Origin of the sequence: Paramuribaculum intestinale, assembly GCF_030759015.1 — a bacterium.
In the GTDB taxonomy this organism is placed as follows: Bacteria; Bacteroidota; Bacteroidia; order Bacteroidales; family Muribaculaceae; genus Paramuribaculum; species Paramuribaculum intestinale.
This window is the reverse complement of the sequence record NZ_CP098825.1, coordinates 2,095,642-2,113,951: the sequence shown is the minus strand read 5'-3', so window position 1 is coordinate 2,113,951 and position 18,310 is coordinate 2,095,642. Positions and strand designations below refer to the sequence as shown.

Genomic DNA, 18,310 nt, shown 5'->3' with positions numbered 1-18,310 from the left:
TCGGATGGCTTGTGGCCGTCCGGTCTGAATACGGCTACAGCCCGTGTGCCTTGCGGCATTCGGGCTGTAGTGTTGTTGCTGTTGTCAGTCGTGTTGAGGCCCGACGGGATCAGTCGCGGAAAAACTTCAGTATGTTGTTTTCCACCTTGCGCTTGCCGAGCAGTATGGCGGCAATCTGGTTGCCGAGCGCTGCGGCTCCGCGTGTGCGCTGGAAGAGTGTGGCGCTCTCGTCGAAGGAGTAGGGGCGTCCGTTGTTGTCGACATTGACCACGTTGAACACCACCACGCCGTTGTCGGTCTTGACCGGGCCGGTCAGTTTGCCCGGCTCCGAGCAGCTCACCTCGGCTATCATCTCCGGACCTCCAAGGGCGGGAGTGTAGATCGAGAACTGCGAGAAGTTGACCATCACGGAGTCTATGCGGCTGTTCATGATCTGTGCGTATCCGGCGAGATCCGATGCCTTGCCCTGATAGTCGCTGATGAGCTTCTGGGCTTTCTTGTCGTTGCGCACTTTCTCGGCGAGATAAGCGCGTGTCTGCGGATCGTTGGCGGGCACATAGTCGTCGTAGATGTCGTCGAGAGCCACTGCCAGGAAACGTCCTGTGGCCTCGTCGCCGAAGATGGGCGATACTGCGCCTTTCTTGGCGTTCATGGCCCAGTTGACAGCGCCGCGTGTATCGTTCAGGCGTCCGATCTGGGGAGTCGAGGGCGATACGGTGGCGGGAATGGCTGTGTAGCCCGAATCGGCTGCGTTTTTGTTGAATTCGGCGGCTGTGGTGTTGGCGTTGAGGAATGCCTGGAGCGATGCCTGCAGACGGTTGATGGTGGCGTTTGAAGGCTCTGCGCGGTATTCGATCGTGGCCAGGTCATAGACCGTCACGGGGTTCTGGCGGCTGTTGACACGCACTACCAGCACATTCTGCGGGTTGAGGGTGTCGGGCATGAAGTAGCGTCCTGTGGGAGCGTCGGAGAGCGCTTTCTTGAACTGTGCGAGCTGAGGGTCGGTGAGCGAGAGCTTCACGTCGGCCTGAGGCTGTGCCACGTCGGGATTCTGCGAGAGAGCTTCGAAGGTTGTGGCTCCGGAGTTGAGCTGTCCGATGATCGAGTCGGCAGCCGAACGTCCGGCGGTTACAACGAATATATTGCAGTTGATGGAGTCGATCTCGGTCGATTTGCCGATGAGCTTGGCAAGGGTGAAGTCGTTGCCGATGCGAGCCACGAGAGCAGTGGAGCCTACGGCAGCCGAGTCGGCGAATGCGCGCACCTGCGAGTTGCGGATGGCGGCTGCGGTGGTCTTGCTGCGGTCTACGACGAAGAGGTTGTTGCCGGCCACTCCCTCGGTGTCGGGGGTGTTGCGCAGCGATGCGATGGCCTCCTCTACAGTCTTCTCGGCGGCCACGAGGTCGGCCTGCGAGGGCTGGATGTCAACGTCGATGTAGCTTATGCGGCGCTGCTCCTCGGCGATGGCAAACTGCTCGCGGCGTTCGTTCCATGCGGCCTTGATCTCTGCGTCGCTCACTTCGAAGTCTTCGTCGGCGAGCGATGTGTAGTCTTTATGGGCGTAGGCCACGGTGGCTGTGCCGAGGCCTTCGTCATAGAGGGCTTTGGCGTCGAGCTTGTTGGCCACCAGAGTGCCGGTGAAGAGTGTCTGGAACTTCTGCTGCAGGAGATACTGCTCCATCTGGTTCTCAAGGTTGATCCACAGGTTGCGGAGCTGCATGGCTGTCTGCTCGTCGAGGCCGTATTTCACTGGGTTGAAAGCCATATCGTGGAGGGCGGAGGCGCTCTCCACGCCTACCTGCTGACGCACCATCTGGTCGACCATCGGAGCGCCGGTGCCGAGCATCATTTCGGTCAGCTCGTCATCGGTCACCTTCAGGCCGAGAGCTTCGAGTTCTTCTTTGTAGAGCTTTTCGGAAACCATGTTGCCGAGCACCTGCTGCTGCAGCAGGGCCTGGTCGATCTTCTGGCCGCTCTGCTGTGCGCTCTGGTTGGCGACCTCCATCTGGCGCTGGAATTCCTGAATGTCGATTTTCTGTCCGCCTACTTTGGCGACGGTGGTGCCCGTACCGAAGAAGGTGCGGCCCGAAGTGAAGAAGTCACCGATGATGAACGCCAGAAGCGCCACGCCGATGATTACAAGCAGAAGCACCGATTTGCTTCTGATTTTCTCTAATGTAGCCATTTAAGTGTTTATCTGATAATTGTTTGATTTCTTTCTTTCTCCGTTGCAGCGCTTTTGCCGCCGCATGGCGCCGGTGACCGTGCTTTACAAGACAAGGCAAAAGAGCGCACAAAGATACGCTTTTTTTGCCTTGCTTCAAAACGTTTCGTGGCTAAATCTCCACAAGATCCCGCAATATGGTCTGGGCGGCGTCATCTGGCGGTCAGTCGTCAGCGCCGGCGGTCGGTCAGTTGAGGCCGAATTCCTTGCGGATGTCGTCGACGCGGTCGAGCCGCTCCCAGGTGAACAGCTCTACGGTGCGGCTGAAACGGTTGTTGCCCGATCCGAAGGTTTTGGTGACGGCGCAGGGCTGCTGACCCATGTGGCCGTAGGCGGCTGTCTCGCGGTATATCGGGTTGCGTAGCTTCAGACGCTGCTCTATGCCGTAGGGGGTCATGTCAAACATGCGGGCCACGCGTGCCGAGATCTCTCCGTCGGTCATCGCCACGCGTGCCGTGCCGCGGGTGTTGACGTAAAGACTCACCGGCTGAGCCACGCCGATGGCGTATGCCACCTGCACGAGGGCTTCGCGGGCCACTCCGGCGGCCACGAGATTCTTGGCTATGTGGCGGGCGGCGTAGGCGGCCGAACGATCCACTTTCGAGGGGTCTTTGCCTGAGAAAGCGCCTCCGCCGTGTGCGCCGCGTCCGCCGTAGGTGTCCACTACAATCTTGCGGCCGGTAAGCCCGGTGTCGCCGTGGGGGCCGCCTATGACAAATTTGCCGGTCGGATTGACATGGAGTATCAGGCTGTCGTCGAACATGGCCTGAATGTCGGCCGGAAGCTGCGCCACTACGCGGGGAATGAGTATGGTGGCTACATCGTGGCGTATCTGCTGAAGCATAAGCTTGTCGGCCTCTTCGGCGCTGATGCCGGGCGCGGGCTGGATGAATTCGTCGTGCTGAGTGGAGATTACGATGGTGTGTATGCGCACCGGGCGTCCCTCGGCCGAATATTCTACCGTCACCTGACTCTTGGCGTCGGGGCGCAGATAGGTCATCGTGCTTCCCTCCTTGCGTATGGCCGCGAGCTCGCGCAGCAGCGCGTGGCTTAGGTCGAGGGCGAGCGGCATGAGGTTGGCGGTTTCGTCGCAGGCGAAGCCGAACATCATCCCCTGGTCGCCGGCTCCCTGATCGGCGGCGTTGGCACGTTCCACACCGCGGTTTATGTCGCCGCTCTGCTCGTGGAGAGCCGAGAGTACCCCGCAGGCCTGTGCGTCAAATTTCAGTTCGCTGCGGTTGTAGCCGATCTCTTCGATGATCCGGCGGCATACGCCTGTCAGATCAATGCTCGCGTTGCTTTTCACCTCGCCGGCCACGACAACCTGTCCGGTGGTGACAAGCGTTTCGCAGGCCACCTTCGATTGCGGATCCTGTGCGATGAATTCATCGAGTATAGCATCGGAAATCTGGTCGGCCACCTTGTCAGGGTGTCCTTCCGATACTGATTCGGATGTGAACAGGTAGTGTCCCTGTCTGATCTGTTCTGTTTCTGTCGGTCGGTTGTTTTCCATCATTTTTATAAATAATTATGCCCGGGCGTCGCGTCGCGCTAAAGCCGGGCATCCATTCGCAGTGGGGGAGATGATGGAAGGTAGCGGTTTTAGCATTTTTTCAAGTGGTTGCAAGCAGCCAAATTTTTCCACTTCATATCGCATTGTTCCGGTGAGCGCTCGGTCGAGCATCCCGTTGGGCGTTTGCGGCTGCAAAGGTAGCTAATCTTTTTCGATTGTGCAACAAGCGCGGAGTCTCACGCTTGCGGGAGCGGGAATTTTGACGTAACTTTGCAGTCGTGAAGAGATCCCTACGACATATAGCCCGCCGTTGTCGGATGATGGCCGCCGAAGTGCTTGCTGTGACGTTGCTGCTTCTGCTTGCCTCGTCGTGCCGCATAAGCTACAAACTCAATGGCGCCGCGCTTGACTACACGGTCTACAAGACGGTGCGCATCGACAATTTTCCGATCCGTGCTGCACTGGTCTATCCGCCTCTGCAGCAGACCTTCGAAAACAAACTTCTCGACTATGTGCAGCGCAACACGCGTCTGCAGACCACCGACGGCAATTCCGATCTGGTGATGGAGGGCGAGATAACAGGCTATTCGCTCAGTCCGCAGGCTGTCAACGAGGATGCCTACGCGTCGAAGACCCGTCTGACCATAACCGTCAGAGTGCGGTACACCGACAGCAAGAAGGATGGAAACGATATCGACCAGACATTCTCGGCATATCGCGATTTTGATTCGTCGCAGATGTTGACCGAAGTGCAGGATCAGCTGTGCGAGGAGATTTCCGACGAACTTGTCATACAGATATTCAACGCAACTTTGGGCAACTGGTGATGGAAACCGACGAGAATCTCATCAGATTTATGGATGCTGTGGCTTCGGGTGAGGCAGTGCCGGCCGGGCTTGCCGACAGGCTCATCGCCGACTATCCGTGGTTTGTGCTCCCCGCGGCCATGCGTCTTCAGCGCGGATCCGACAGGCTCGATGCCGACGCGCGGCAGATACTCGCCGCGCGTGTGGCTCTCGGAATGGCCGACCGCACCGCTATGCTCCGTCTGGCCGACGACCGGGGGCACATGTTCGACGGGTTCTATCCTCCGGCTCCCGGCGACGAAACTCCTACCACCGAAACTGCCATAGACACGTTTCTTAACGCCTACGGCACTATCGACCCGGCAGAGGAAGCTCTGCTCGAAAGACTTATATTCAATCCCATGGCCGATTATTCGCAGGTGCTGATCAAGGAACAGGAGGAGAGTCGTCTGGACGACGGTGAAGAGCCTGAAGCCGACGAACAGGATCGTCTGATGGACGCCTTTGTCGATAAATACGGCCACGAGGAAGCAGCCGATGAAGCTGATTCGCGTCAGCCTGAAAACCGGCCGTCGACACCGCGCCACGCCGCTTCGCGGCAGGCTCCGCCCCCCGACTCAATGCTCAGCGAGAGTCTCGCGAAAATCTACATCAAAAGGCGCCGCTACGAAAAGGCTTATGAAATTATCCATACATTAAGTTTGAATTTTCCAGAAAAAAGTATTTACTTTGCAGACCAATTGCGTTTCCTGAAGAAACTCATACTGAATAATAATCTAAAACAGAAATAAATACCAACACTATGTTCGTAGTTCTCATCGTATTGACTCTGATTGCGGCAGTGCTGCTCATCGGAGTGGTATTGATCCAGAAGTCGAAGGGCGGCGGCCTGTCGTCATCGTTTGCAGGCTCCAATCAGATCATGGGCGTGCGCCGCACCAACAGTTTTATCGAGAAAATGACATGGACTCTGGCCGGTGCTATTGCCGTTCTGGCCGTGCTTTCGGCTTTCTTCATGCCCACGGCTCTGCAGCGCTCCGGTTCGCGTGTCAATCCCACCGCTCCGGTAGAACAGACCGCTCCGGTCGGTTATGACACCAATCTGCCGTCGGCCGACGCGGCAGCTCCTGCAGCCGAGGCTCCCGCGGCCGAAACTCCCGCAGCGGAGTGATAGCGGCCGCCGTCGCGTCACCGCCATCACGGTGAGGGCGGCACTCATGGCGGCTTCAATCATGCTCCGACAGATATCAGGCGGTGTGTCAAAAACCGATGTTTTGACACACCGCCATGTTTTTTTCAGCTGCCGCAGTGAGCCAACCCCCTCCGGCGGTTGTTGAGAAAATAAGGCCGGACGCCGTTCGCCCGGCGTATGTAATGTTTCAAGAATAAATCTGACAATTATGGAATCAACACGTCAAGCCAAGATCGCCCGCCTGCTCCAGAAGGAGCTGAGCGAGATATTCCGTCAGCAGACGGCCAAGACCCACGGTGTGATAATATCGGTCAGCACCGTGCGTGTGTCGCCCGACCTCAGCATAGCCAAGGCATATCTGTCGGTATTCCCGTCGGGAAAGGCTCAGGAGATGATCGACAATATCAACAAGAGTCAGAAGACCGTGCGCTATGAACTCGCGCAGCGTGTACGGCATCAGTTGCGCAAGACACCCGAACTCGCGTTCTATCTCGACGACTCGCTCGACTACATAGAGAAGATCGACTCTCTGCTCGACTCGACTACTGCTGAGGGAGCTGAAAAGGAGTTGCCCGAGGCCGACTGACGGTTGTAGGTGTAGCCAATCATCGTCAGCATATTCTGCTGCAATGGAATCATTGAGAATCGCCGTGCGCTATCTGCTCTCGCGCAAGAGCATGGGCGCGGTCAACGTCATATCGCGCATATCCGTGGCCGGAGTGGCTGTCGCCACTGCCGCCACGCTGTGCGTGCTGTCGGTGTTCAACGGTTTCTCGCATCTGGCGGCTTCGCGTCTGTCGAAGCTTGACCCGGAGCTGCGCGTGATGCCGGCCGGCGGCAAGGTCATTGGCGCTGCCGATTCGCTTGCCGCCCTGATCCGCGGGGTTGACGGAGTGGAGTGCGCCATGCCAATGGTGGAGGAACGCGCCCTGGCTGTCTACGACGGGCGCCAGATGCCGGTCACCCTGATGGGTGTGCCCGAAGGTTTCGGAGCGCAGTCGGGCATCGACGATATAATCATCGACGGCCGCTACCTGCAGACCGAAGGCGATTACAACTGCGCGACGCTCAGCGTCGGCTCGGCCATAAGTCTGGCCGCCCGCCCAGGATTCAGAGCCATGCTCCGGCTCTATGCGCCCAGGCGTCGCGGACGAATCAATCAGGCCAATCCGATGGCCTCTTTCCGCGCCGACAGCCTGATAGTGTCGGGCGTCTACGAGCTTGAGCAGAGCGAATATGACGCCGACAGGGTGATAGTGCCTCTCGATGTGGCGCGGAAGCTCCTCGATTATACCTCGGAGGCCACCTCGATAGCCGTGACGGTCAGTGCGGGAAACGATGCCGGCGCCGTGGCTGCGCGGTTGCGTGAGCTGGGGAGCGGACGTCTGCTGGTGAAAGACCGGTTGCAGCAGCAGGAGCAGTCGTTCCGCATGATCGCTGTCGAAAAGTGGATCACCTTTGTCATGCTGGCCTTTATCGTTGTAGTTGCATCGTTCAATGTGGTGTCGACCATGTCGATGCTGATCATAGAGAAGCAGTCCAATATAGCCACGATGTCGGCCATGGGAGCCACACCGCGCATGATACGCGGCATATTCATGTGGGAAAGCTGGCTTATATCCTTTTCAGGTGCTGTGACAGGTCTGCTGCTGGGTGTTGCTCTCTGTCTGGCCCAGGAGTGGGGCGGTTTTATAAAGCTCGGAGGCGATCCGTCGCAACTGTCGGTGACTGTCTACCCCGTAGCGCTGTCGTCGGCTGACGTATTGACGGTGTTCCTTATGACGGCCGCCGTAGGGGTCATGATAGGTTGGATAGCCACGCGAGGCATATCCACGCGTCCGGTAGGTGACTGATCCTCCCTCCGCGAAGCAGATATGGAGAGATATGGGGGAGCGTTGCATGAAGCAGCTGTTTGCATATTATTAAAAAAAATATTACATTTGCGCATATATTCCCAATCTGATGCATAATGAAAAAGCGACAGAAACGATTGACGGCCATAGCCGATATACTGCTCAACAATATAGTCGGCAGTCAGGACGAGCTGCTTGAACTGCTGCTGCAAGGCGGCTACGACGTGACCCAGGCAACGCTCTCGCGCGATCTGAAGACTCTCCGCACCTCGAAAATACCCACCGAGATGGGGCGCTACCGATACGTCATGGGCGGAGTGCTCCCTCCCGACAAGGATGTGGAGAAGGGAGCTGCCGGTATGGTGAGCCGCGCGGCGATAGAGTCGGTGACCATGAGCGGACAGCTGCTGGTCATACGCACACGCAACGGATATGCCGGCGGAGTCGCCTACGATATCGACGATCTGCATTCACCCTACTTCATGGGCACGATAGCCGGAGCCGACACTGTGTTTGTGGCTCTGACGGTCGACGCGCCTAAATCAAAGATACTCTCCACACTGTCGAGCATACTCCCCGAAGAGCTGCTCTCAAAACGTTACGACGCACACATGCGCGACAAAACCATCGAAAATGATTAAAGCCGGAATCACAGGCGGCGACTCCACGGCCGCCGGACATCTGATACGCATACTGATCAACCACCCGGATGTGGAGATCGTGTGGGTCGAAGCACCCTTCGAGGAGGGGGAGCTGATAGCGCGCCACCACCGTGGACTGACAGGCGAAACATATATGAGCTTCTGCGCCAAGGGAAATCCCGAGGAGGTCAACGTCATATTCCTGTGCAACAGCGAGGACGGCGATTCAGAGCGCTATATGCGCCACACGCCTATCCCCGAGGGGGTCAAGGTGATAGATCTTTCGCCCGATTTTCGCTCGCCCGAGGACGAGGAGTCGCCATGGGTCTATGCCGTGCCGGAACTTAACCGCAAGCCGCTCGTGCGCGGAGCCGTGCGTGCGTCCATCCCCGGTCCGCTCGCCCACATAATGCTGCTTGCTCTGCTTCCGTTGGCCAAGAATCTGCTGCTCAACGCTCCGATCCATGTCAATATGGTGACGCCAAGTTCGCCGGAGCGTCCCGGTGAAGTGTCGGTGGTGCTTGAGCATGAGGAGATCGGCGAGGCGCAGAGAGCGCTCCAGGTGCTTCAGTCGAGCTGCAGCGCGCCTATCCATCTCACCGGCATCGCCGGGGGATGGAACCGTGGTCTGGCATGCACGGTCTATATGGACACCCCGATATCGGAGGATGACATCAAGGATATGTACGACGAGTATTACGAGGATCACGGATTCACATTCCTCAGCGAAAGCTTTCCGGATCTGGGCGGTGTGAGAGGTACCAACAAGTGTCTGCTTCATGTGCAGAAGACCGGCCAGAAGGTAGTGGTGTCGGCGGTGCTCGACGATTCGATGAAAGGATCGGCATCTGTGGCGGTGCATGTGATGAATCTGCTCTTCGGACTTCAGGAACGTGTGGGCCTGACTCTTGCAGCCACAGCCGACGACTGAGGCAGCTCACCATGTCATATCGCGGGGCGGCCGGCCGCGAACCATCATGGCCGCTCTGTTGTTGAGAATACAGGCGGCGTCGGAAGTCCGTAGCTTCCGACGCCGCTATCATGTTTATTCTCACACACGTTTCAATCCATGACATCCATCGCCTTATCGCGTCTTCTGGCCGTAGCGGCCATAGTGGGCGCTCTCGCTCCGGCCGCGTCGGGCCAAAGCCGCAGTCTTGCCGACCAGCATCGTGACTCTATGCTTGCCTCGCAGCATATGGTCATGGCCGGCCGCGACATAGAAACCGTTTCACCCGAAATGCGCGACTCCGTGCGCAGCCTGATACAGATGTTCTATGACGATCAGTTCCGCCACTCGCAGGATCCGGAAGTGCCCTATTTCATGTTTCTGAGCAAGGATGCATCGCTTGCCGGCGGTATAGGAGGATGCGTAAGGATGAGAGGCTATTTCGATTGGGACGGTGCGCAGCCTACGTCGGCTTTCGCTCCGTATCTGATACCTATTGACCGCGATCCGGCCAAGATGAGGCACTTCGGCACTTCGCCCGCCGGCACTACTCTGTTTGTCAGTGTCATCGGCCGGAATCCCAGCTTCGGCAACTGTCAGATATATATCGAGGCCAACTTCAACGGATACAACACCCGCGATTTTCATCTGAAGAAAGCCTACGCCACGGTCAACGATTTCACTGTCGGCTATGCCTCGTCGTCGTTCAGCGATCCGGCTGCGGTGCCTCCGATGATCGATGCGCAGGGACCCAACAACAAGATCAGCAACACGAGTGTGCTCGTGCGCTGGATGCCCAAAGTGGGGCGTTGGGTGTTCGCGGTGTCGGCCGAAACTCCCGAAACACACATTACTGCTGTCGACGGACAGTCGGAACCGATCGAGGAGTGGCTCCCCGACGGCGCGGGATTCGTGCAATACGAGTGGGGGCCCACCTCCCATGTGCGTCTTTCGGGCATAGTGCGTTCGCTGTCGTACCGCGACCTCCTTTCGGGCCGCAACCACTACAAGGCCGGATGGGGCATGATGTTGTCGTCGGTGGCGCATCCCACGCGCAATATCACCACCTATTGCAGTGTCAATTACGGGCGCGGCTATGCCGGCATGGGCGGCGATCTGCTGATGGGCAATTACGACCTCGTGCCCGACCCCGAACGTCCGGGCCGCCTCCAGATGCCCGCTTCGTTCGGCTACTGTTTGGGCATGCAATATAACTTCACTCCGGAGCTGTATGCGAGCACTTCCATAAGCCAGACGCGTTATCTGCCGTCCGGTCAGGTCGATCCCGAAGAGTATAAATACGGCATGATGGGCAACGTCAACCTGATGTGGAATCCGGTGCCGCGTCTGCAGACGGGAGTGGAATTTGACTATGGCCTGCGCCACAATTTCTCAGGACGTCAGCGCTGGGGACGCCGCGTGGGCGCCATGGTGCAGTTCTCGTTCTGAGCTGACGATGCGCTGATTGTGAGCGCGCACGACGGGTTATTCGCCCTCGACGCTCCAGGATATCAGCGCGCGGTTGAGCTCTTCCGACGGCTCTCCGTCGGAGCCGAGCGTTTCATCTTCGCTGACTATTGAGTAATAGCGGCCGTTGCTGATAAACGGATAGTTGGTAATGTGCATGGTGCGTCCGTCGTGCGGTATAAGCAGGCCGGCGTCCTCGTCGCTGTCGCTGAACGAACGTCGTGCTATCAGTTTGCCGCTTTTGTGCGAATAGGTGTCGAAATAGTTACGGCCACCGTAGGCGTATGTCACTGTGAAGCGCGGACCGTCGTTGATAAACCGCAAAAACTCTATATAACCCTGACGCTCCCTCTCCGCCTGTTCGTAATCGGTGCGTCCGATGTAGACTTTGTTCTCCACTTCAGGCGTGAGCGCCTTGACTCCGCGCGACAATACGGCCACCGGCTGCATCTCGCCCGGAACGAGAGAATATACCGTGTCGACTATATTGATCAGCGACTCTTTGTCGGACTGGTTGAAGGCGATGGAGATCCATCTCGGTTCGTAATTATTGATCACGAGAGTGTCGACAGGAGTCATTCGGTCGTCGTACTGGTAGATGTGCAGATCTCCGTCGAAGGCGTCGGTTTCATGTATGCCGCGTTCGGCCGATCCGATCGGCAGAGCGCCTCCATGCTTGCTGCTCATGCTGTAGCTTTCGATATAGCGGTCGTCGGTGGTATATCGATGAGCCTTGTCGGACAGCAATATGATCTCGGAGCGTTCCGGAATTGTCACTACACCTCCGATCCATCGGTATTCGCCCGGTCCCTGGCCGATATGGCGTATGGAGCGTATGAGATGGCCGTCGTTGGCATCGAAAAGGAGCAGGCGGGAGTTGTCGCCCATCGCTGTCATGTCGTGGACTATCACTGTGTCGCCGATCACTCCCTGTATCTGAGCGTATTCTCCAAGCAGAGCTTCTGTAGCCGTGTCGAGCAGCGCATATCTGACATCCTTTAAGCTGGTTTCATCGAAGTCGGGACGGTCGATGTCGGCAAGCATGTCGATTTGCAGTATTTCTGTATTGTCGGACTGCGACGAAGCGGTGCATCCGGCTGCAAGTGCCATAGTGGCACCCGCGATAAGTTTTATGGCTGTAAGGTGGCTGTGCATGGTATTTTTATGAGGGTTACGATATCCCAAGTAGATTTTTTGCAAAGTTAATCAAATTGTCACGATTCCGCAAGAACGTTTTGTCTTTGTGGCCAGCCTTTGTGCATGTTATCCGGCTGAAAATCATTCGCCGGCTATGTCCGTTGGCTTGATATGTGTGTGGGTAAATATCGTTATATTTGTCAAGATCAGGTGAAGGCGGTCATGTTCATGTCACGTTTCTCTTGTCGCAACACGTTTCTTATTGCAAATGGTAATTATCTCCGATAAGTAACTCTTAAAAATTAGTTGATATTATGAAACTCGTCAGTAACCCATGGTTTGCTGCGGTGATTTTTGATTTTGTCCGGCGTTCAGCCATGGCATTGGCAGCACTGATTTTTTGCGGCCAGATTTCGGCGCAGGTAAAAGTGGCTTGTGTAAGCAACAGCATCGCATTCGGAGCCTGTGTCGTAAATCGGGTGCAAAATAGTTATCCGGCTCAGTTGCAGGCGTATCTCGGCGACGGCTTGTATTCAGGAGATTCCGTTCATTTTACCCCGGAGGGCTATCGTGTAGCCGCAGAGCATATACTCCGGTTGCTGCGTAGTGGCGAATGACAGTGTGTCGGACGTCCTGTTAGCGATATCGTCCGGGCTGTGAGAGAATCACCAGTTGAGCCCGATATGACGCCATATCCGCTGCGGCACCAGTCGCCACAGTGCGTTGACCGCACGCCAGCGGTAGTCGACGGTATAGACTCTGCGTCGGCGCAGTATGGCTGTCTCGATAAGCGGAGCCACTTTGTCGACGGTCATAAGCATCGGATAGTCGCGTCCGCCGGCGAGCAGGGGAGTGTCGACAAATCCTGGCCGGATGTCGGTGAAGGCTACATTGACCTGCTGCTGGTAGGCGAGTTGTTCGAGAGCATCGATAAACGACTGCTGAAACCGCTTGCTCGCGCTGTAGGCTGCCGCCACGCCGATCCCTTTTGTGCCCGCGACGGAGGTTATTGCCGCGATCTGACCCTGGCTGACGTTGGCGGTGTCGCGGTAGTATCGGTAAGCGGCGGCTGTGAGCCGTGCGAATCCGTCGACATTGGTGCGCAGGGTCGTGGATATCCGTGAGTCGTCAAGATCGGGGTCGGCAAATCCTGTGCCGGCGGCATTGATGAATATATCCATGCCGTCGATCAGCTCTATCAGGTCGTAGAAGCGTTTTACGGCGTCGGGAGCGGTGACGTCGATGGTCATGGCGGCCACATTGGACGGATAGAGGCTTTTGACCTCGCCGAGAGGTTCGCTGCGGCGGGCAGCAATGCCCACCCGGCATCCTACTCTTGCGAAGTCGATGGCCATGCGGCGTCCTATGCCGGATGATGCGCCGATTATCACTATTTTCTTCATAAGGTAAGGGTTGTGTTGAAGCAGGTCGTGTAGGTTAGTCAGTATGACTTACTTATCAACCCTCGGAAGCTCCTGTTTGTTCAGCGGCAGGGTGTACATCACCGAAAATGCGCCGGTTATCGGAGTGCCGCGCTTGCCGAAGCCCGGGATGTAGATCGGTTTGCCGACAGCCGAACGCCCTTCATGAAGTATGGTGTGGTATTTTATGTGCCAGCCGAGCGAGATGTTTTTCACTATTCTCACTTTTATGCCGGCCGTGATTTCAAAATATCCGGCGGTGGTTGATGTCTTCGGAAATGTCAGGTCGGTTTCGCCCGGCCAGTAGTCCGACAGCAGCTTGACATTCTCTATCGTGTATGAAAACGGCGTGAATGCATAGTTGGCTCCGAAGCTGAGCTGGTAGTCGGGGTCGGAGTTGTAGAAGATATTGTAGGCGCATCCGATCTTGAAAAAGGGCGCCAGGGGGCTCTTGAAGGTGAAGTTCATGCCGTCGGGGGTGATGTCGGCCTGCGACATTCCGAACTCGAACCGCGGGAAAAAACGGTTGTGTAGTCCGATCGTGCCCCATACCGATGCGCCTCCGTAGTCCTGTCCGATAATCCTCATCACAGGATCCCACACGTCAAGCCCCACGGTGACGGAATGCAGCAGTGGATAGATGTTGCCCACTACGTGTCCGGCAACGGCCGTGGTGTCGACAAACTCCAGTCCGGTGACCGTGTCGACAAGCACCACGTTGCCCTGCGCGTCGAGCCTTTCGGCCAGATTGCTCCTGTCGGGTCCAGATGGTTTTTTCGCTTTTCGCTGCAATGTGGTCGGATCCGGCTGTTTCACTGGATTGATGCGACGCTGGGCTGTGGCCGTGTCGGTGAACGCCGCTACAGCAGCGGTGATCAGCAGGAGTTTCAGCAGGCGTTTCATCATTCTTGTTCGGTTTGGTCAGGGTCGGCTCCCGGAGTGTCGTCGACGGTCTGTGTGAGGAAGTATATCTTAAGGCGCTCTATGTCGACATTGTCTATGAGCGAGTCGGGCATAGCCACGGAGTCGATCAGATGGCGGGTGTGGGTAAGCCGCCTGACGTGATAGAAATACATCGCGCCGCACTCTTCCGACACGAAGCGGGGTTCCGAGTCGTAGTCGAGCGTCAGTGTGTCGATCAGTTGCGGTGTGTCGAGATCCTTCTGCAGATAGCGGAAGCAGAAGGCTGTGGATTCGGCCGACGATCTGAGCGGCAGATATACCTGCGACGCTCTGACGGAGCTTGTCAGGGCGGAGTCGCCCGGCGCTCCGAGTCCGTACACTTTGATCGAGTCGATCACTACGCGCTCTTCAGTGCCGGCCGAGTAGAATCCGGCAAGCGGTATGCTGCTCTGGTTTTCCATACAGCCGGAGGAGTTGCATCCGGTCGCGAAGACCATCAGTGTCAGCAGCGCCGTAAGGACGGTCGCGGATATTCTGCAGGGCCGGTTCATCGCTTTTCGGTGCGTAGTTCCTCTTCGATCTCGTAGTCGTTGCGTCGCGGCGAGTTGCGCACAATCAGTTCGCCGAGAAATCCGGTGAGGAACAGCTGTGTGCCGAGTATCATCATGACGAGCGAGATGTAGAAATATGGCGAGTCGGTGACGAGCGAATATGACTGGCCGGTGTGCATGTGGTAGAGTTTTATGATGCCCACTGCGGCGGCCGCCACAAAGCCGAGAATAAACATCAGCGAGCCGAGCAGTCCGAAGAAGTGCATCGGCTTGACGCCAAACTTGTTGGTGAACCACAGTGTGGCCAGATCGAGATATCCGTTGACAAACCTGTCGAGCCCGAATTTGGTCTTGCCGTATTTGCGCGCCTGGTGATGGACCACCTTCTCGCCTATGCGGGTGAATCCGGCGTTTTTGGCCAGATACGGTATGTAGCGGTGCATGTCGCCGTAGACCTCGATATGTTTCACCACTTTGTTGCGGTAGGCTTTGAGGCCGCAGTTGAAGTCATGGAGATTCTTGATGCCGCTGACGCGCCGTGCGGTAGCATTGAATAGTTTCGTCGGAATGGTCTTCGACAGTGGATCGTAGCGTTTCTGCTTCCATCCGCTCACGAGGTCGTAGCCCTCATTCTTGATCATGTCGTAGAGCGCTGGGATCTCGTCGGGAGAGTCCTGCAGGTCAGCGTCCATGGTGATGACCACGTCGCCCTGCGCGCGGACAAAACCGGTGTTGAGTGCCGGCGATTTGCCGTAGTTGCGTCGGAAGCTGACACCTTTGACAGCCGGGTTGCTCTCGGCCAGACGGCGTATTACGTCCCATGAGTCGTCGGTCGAACCGTCGTTGATAAACAGTATTTCGTAGCTGAAACCGTTGTCGGCCATCACTCGTGCTATCCATTGCTCAAGCTCGGGCAGTGATTCGGCTTCGTTATACAACGGTATGATTACGCTTATATCCATTGGTGGTGAGTAATTCGGTGAAGATTGGTTAGAGTTTGGTCCGGACCGGCCGCGATCGTGCGAGCAGAGCCATGAGCAGCGATACGAGCGAGCCGGAAAAAATGGCGAGCCAGATGAGTTCGACGACTATGGCTACAGCCGACGGCACAAGGTGCATGTCGATCATCCGCTGAAGGGTGTCGGCCACCTCCTGTCCGCGTTCCCACCCCGATCCGGAATAGAAGTCGATGGCTTCGCGGAGCCGCCCGATGATGAAGTCGGGCTCGATCCATTTGAGATAGGCTGTGGCTACTGCTCCGGCTATGAGCGATCCGCACGCGAAGGTGGCGATGCCCTGCATCCATAGCGACGACAGCAGGGTGTGGCCGCAGTCGGCGACAAACGACCGACGCAGTCTCATGTAGATGAACACCGGTACGCCCGCAAGCAGAAGCATGGACACAAGTCCGAGCAACGGCACGGCTGACGACCACACCATGGTCAGAAACGATGCAGTCAGATATGCTCCGAAGACGAATCCGTCGTCGGCGCCTCTGCGATAGGGCGAATGGGTGTGTGGTCCGGTCTGGGTCATTGGGCTGTGGTGGCTGGAGTCATTCGTGATAGGTGCCGATGTGTCGCTGCTTTTTCTCTTCGAATATCTCGTCGATGACGAAAAAAATGCCGGTTTCCTCCACTTCGCCGAACTCATGGTTGATCGCCGTGCCAAACATCTTCATGGTCGGCGACAGGCTCATGTAGGCATTTACAAGCGGGGGAATGTTGATGCCGTGGCCGCGAATCTCGTGGTTGAGTATCCTGTAGTCGTCGTGGAAGGTCGATCCGGTGAATAGAGCCTCCAGGTGTTTGGCGTCGGAAGTGTCCTCAAGCGGTGTGATCGGCCTGACCAGTTCGTCGGGATCGGGAAAATGGCGGTGCAGGAAGTAAAGTATCATGTCGCGGCACTCGCGGTTGTAGCCCGGATACATGGTCACTTTGCCGAAAAGATATTTGATCTCTTTGTGCACTACGGTGAGCGCTCCGAGTCCGTCCCATAGGTTGTCGAGAGCATAGAGGGCTTTTGAACCGGCCTTCGACGACTGGTATTCGGGTCTGACCCACGAGCGGCCAAGCTCTATGGTGTAGGGAAGATAGTCGCGCAGAAACCGCTCGGAGAAACGAAACATGTGGCTTGTGGCTATCCTGGGGGTGCCGTCGGGCAGCATTGCGATCTCCTTGCCGGTGATATAGCGGTAGCCGCCGAGTATCTGACGGCTGTCGGGATCCCAGACAAGCAGCTGACGGCAAGGAGGCTCCATAGTGTCGAACTCGTCGATGTCGCACTCTTTGCCTGTGCCGCCTCCGGCTGCCCGGAATGAAATCTCGCGCAGACGTCCGATCTCGCGCATCGTGTTTGGCGCGGTGCGAGCGTCGACTACGTATATGAGATTGTGGCCTTTGTTGGTGGGGCGGAGCAGGCGTTCAGGCGTCAGCTCCGACTCTATCAGCTCGGTTGATACGGGTGGGATGATTGTTTCTTCCATAACGATGAGTGCAAAAATACACAATTTCCACGATAGCGGCAAATTTCAGCTCTGCGGCAGCCCGTCGGCGGTCAGTCTGTCGTTTGACGGCGCTCGCGGAGCCACGAGCATGGCGCCGCTCTCCCAGAGCAGGTAGACCGGCAGAAACACCACCATGAGCGTGAACGGATCGCCCGTGGGGGTGACTACGGCGGCGAGGGCCATCAGCGCCACTATGGCGTGGCGGCGGTAGGTAGTGAAAAAATCGCGGGTCAGCAGTCCCATGCGTCCGAGCATCCAGCATACGAGCGGCAGCTCGAATATGATACCCATCACAAGGATGAGCACTAGGAAGTTGTCCATATACGAGTCGAGCGATATCTGATTGGGCACCATCTCGCTCACTTTGTACTGGGCCAGAAAGCGCAGCGTAAGCGGGAATACCAGGAAATAGCCTGTGGCGACTCCGAGATAAAACATCGCGTTGCCGGCCAGAAACGCTCTCCGCGCTCCACGTTTCTCGTTGTCGTATAGTCCCGGGGATATGAAACCCCATAGCTGGTGTATAACGATCGGGAAGGCAAGAGCCACGGCGAGCCACAGCGATGTGGACATGTGGATGAAAAACTGCGAGGCAAGCCTGATGTTGATCAGTTCCACCTTGAAGCCGTTCAGATCATCTCCGCCCCATCGGGCCGACAGGGCGCCGAGCCAGCGGTAGAGCGGGAAGTCTTCGCGGCAGGGAGCGAGAATGATGTTGTCGAAAATCCACGGCATGACGGCAAACAGCACCGCTGCCATCACCACGACGGTGACAGCGCACCGCAGCAACACTCCGCGAAGCGCTTCGACGTGATCCCAGAATCCGCCGGTGGACGCGACTTGGTCGGTATCGTCGGTCATTTATCGCTGTCGGCGGTGGAGTCTTTGTCGGCGGCGGAGTTGATCTCGCCGGATATGTCGTTCATGCCCTGACGGAAATTGCGCACGCCTTTGCCTATGCCGCGCATCAGTTCGGGGATCTTTTTGCCTCCGAAGAGCAGGAGCACTAAAAACACCAGCACTATCACTTCGCCGGTGCCTATGTTGAAGAATGCAGGAATCATATATGTAATTCTCTAAAATCAGTCGATATCGTCAAAATCATCAGTAGCAGATGATAAAACAGCTGTTTGCCGCAAAGTTAGTC

20 protein-coding genes are annotated in these 18,310 nt (G+C 57.0%); 9 read left to right on the top strand and 11 right to left on the bottom strand.

Annotated elements, in window-relative coordinates; genetic code table 11:
- Nucleotides 1–109 precede the first annotated feature (109 nt).
- Both NF347_RS09585 and metK read right to left on the bottom strand, forming a co-directional pair.
- A complete protein-coding gene (locus NF347_RS09585) occupies nucleotides 110–2,185 on the bottom strand; it encodes a peptidylprolyl isomerase (protein WP_107035663.1) in 2,076 nt (691 codons plus the stop codon).
- A 226-nt stretch (nucleotides 2,186–2,411) separates the two neighbouring features.
- Nucleotides 2,412–3,740, bottom strand: a complete 1,329-nt coding sequence (gene metK, locus NF347_RS09580) for a methionine adenosyltransferase (protein WP_274946323.1) — start codon at nucleotides 3,738–3,740, stop codon at nucleotides 2,412–2,414.
- A 314-nt stretch (nucleotides 3,741–4,054) separates the two neighbouring features.
- Here metK and NF347_RS09575 point away from each other — a divergent pair, with 314 nt between their 5' ends.
- The 8 genes from NF347_RS09575 (at nucleotide 4,055) to NF347_RS09540 (ending at nucleotide 10,627) form a co-directional block, all read left to right on the top strand.
- The gene (locus NF347_RS09575) at nucleotides 4,055–4,564 is read left to right on the top strand and encodes an LptE family protein (protein ID WP_107035662.1); all 510 of its coding nucleotides are present in this window, start codon (nucleotides 4,055–4,057) and stop codon (nucleotides 4,562–4,564) included.
- Nucleotides 4,564–5,334, top strand: a complete 771-nt coding sequence (locus NF347_RS09570) for a hypothetical protein (protein WP_107035661.1) — start codon at nucleotides 4,564–4,566, stop codon at nucleotides 5,332–5,334. Before NF347_RS09575 ends, NF347_RS09570 begins: the two co-directional genes overlap by 1 nt.
- A gap of 11 nt (nucleotides 5,335–5,345) precedes the next feature.
- Complete coding sequence (gene secG / locus NF347_RS09565) at nucleotides 5,346–5,714, top strand: preprotein translocase subunit SecG (protein ID WP_107681852.1); 369 nt, start codon at nucleotides 5,346–5,348, stop codon at nucleotides 5,712–5,714.
- Nucleotides 5,715–5,943: 229 nt separating this feature from the next.
- Entirely contained in the window at nucleotides 5,944–6,321 is a 378-nt protein-coding gene (gene rbfA / locus NF347_RS09560) for a 30S ribosome-binding factor RbfA (RefSeq protein WP_107035659.1), read from the top strand.
- Nucleotides 6,322–6,364: 43 nt separating this feature from the next.
- The gene (locus tag NF347_RS09555) at nucleotides 6,365–7,588 is read left to right on the top strand and encodes an ABC transporter permease (RefSeq protein ID WP_290375022.1); all 1,224 of its coding nucleotides are present in this window, start codon (nucleotides 6,365–6,367) and stop codon (nucleotides 7,586–7,588) included.
- 116 nt (nucleotides 7,589–7,704) lie between these two features.
- Complete coding sequence (locus tag NF347_RS09550; protein WP_107035657.1) at nucleotides 7,705–8,229, top strand: arginine repressor; 525 nt, start codon at nucleotides 7,705–7,707, stop codon at nucleotides 8,227–8,229.
- Entirely contained in the window at nucleotides 8,222–9,160 is a 939-nt protein-coding gene (locus NF347_RS09545) for an N-acetyl-gamma-glutamyl-phosphate reductase (RefSeq protein ID WP_107035656.1), read from the top strand. Before NF347_RS09550 ends, NF347_RS09545 begins: the two co-directional genes overlap by 8 nt.
- A 138-nt stretch (nucleotides 9,161–9,298) precedes the next feature.
- On the top strand, nucleotides 9,299–10,627 hold the full coding sequence (locus NF347_RS09540; RefSeq protein ID WP_107035655.1) for a hypothetical protein: 1,329 nt from the start codon (nucleotides 9,299–9,301) through the stop codon (nucleotides 10,625–10,627).
- 36 nt (nucleotides 10,628–10,663) lie between these two features.
- Here the strand turns inward: NF347_RS09540 and NF347_RS09535 are convergent, their stop codons facing one another.
- Nucleotides 10,664–11,800: a 6-bladed beta-propeller gene (locus NF347_RS09535; protein WP_107681579.1), complete on the bottom strand. Its 1,137-nt coding sequence runs from the start codon at nucleotides 11,798–11,800 to the stop codon at nucleotides 10,664–10,666.
- Nucleotides 11,801–12,096: 296 nt separating this feature from the next.
- Between NF347_RS09535 and NF347_RS09530 the strand changes: the two genes are divergently transcribed.
- The gene (locus NF347_RS09530) at nucleotides 12,097–12,399 is read left to right on the top strand and encodes a hypothetical protein (RefSeq protein WP_107035653.1); all 303 of its coding nucleotides are present in this window, start codon (nucleotides 12,097–12,099) and stop codon (nucleotides 12,397–12,399) included.
- A gap of 48 nt (nucleotides 12,400–12,447) precedes the next feature.
- Here the strand turns inward: NF347_RS09530 and NF347_RS09525 are convergent, their stop codons facing one another.
- The 8 genes from NF347_RS09525 to NF347_RS09490 are packed head-to-tail and all read right to left on the bottom strand — an operon-like array spanning nucleotide 12,448 to nucleotide 18,227.
- A complete protein-coding gene (locus tag NF347_RS09525; protein WP_107035652.1) occupies nucleotides 12,448–13,185 on the bottom strand; it encodes an SDR family NAD(P)-dependent oxidoreductase in 738 nt (245 codons plus the stop codon).
- A 48-nt stretch (nucleotides 13,186–13,233) separates the two neighbouring features.
- Nucleotides 13,234–14,109: a DUF6048 family protein gene (locus NF347_RS09520; protein ID WP_107035651.1), complete on the bottom strand. Its 876-nt coding sequence runs from the start codon at nucleotides 14,107–14,109 to the stop codon at nucleotides 13,234–13,236.
- Nucleotides 14,106–14,657, bottom strand: a complete 552-nt coding sequence (locus NF347_RS09515; RefSeq protein WP_107681581.1) for a DUF6452 family protein — start codon at nucleotides 14,655–14,657, stop codon at nucleotides 14,106–14,108. The genes NF347_RS09520 and NF347_RS09515 overlap by 4 nt, the downstream gene beginning before the upstream one ends.
- A complete protein-coding gene (locus NF347_RS09510) occupies nucleotides 14,654–15,619 on the bottom strand; it encodes a glycosyltransferase family 2 protein (protein WP_107035649.1) in 966 nt (321 codons plus the stop codon). Before NF347_RS09510 ends, NF347_RS09515 begins: the two co-directional genes overlap by 4 nt.
- A gap of 28 nt (nucleotides 15,620–15,647) precedes the next feature.
- Nucleotides 15,648–16,193, bottom strand: coding sequence for a DUF4199 domain-containing protein (locus NF347_RS09505; protein WP_161553821.1), 546 nt, complete (start codon nucleotides 16,191–16,193; stop codon nucleotides 15,648–15,650).
- Nucleotides 16,194–16,212: 19 nt separating this feature from the next.
- Entirely contained in the window at nucleotides 16,213–17,142 is a 930-nt protein-coding gene (locus NF347_RS09500) for a GNAT family N-acetyltransferase (protein ID WP_107035647.1), read from the bottom strand.
- A 45-nt stretch (nucleotides 17,143–17,187) separates the two neighbouring features.
- Nucleotides 17,188–18,024, bottom strand: a complete 837-nt coding sequence (gene tatC, locus NF347_RS09495) for a twin-arginine translocase subunit TatC (protein WP_107035646.1) — start codon at nucleotides 18,022–18,024, stop codon at nucleotides 17,188–17,190.
- A complete protein-coding gene (locus NF347_RS09490; RefSeq protein WP_107035645.1) occupies nucleotides 18,021–18,227 on the bottom strand; it encodes a Sec-independent protein translocase subunit TatA/TatB in 207 nt (68 codons plus the stop codon). Before NF347_RS09490 ends, tatC begins: the two co-directional genes overlap by 4 nt.
- Nucleotides 18,228–18,310: the final 83 nt, after the last annotated feature.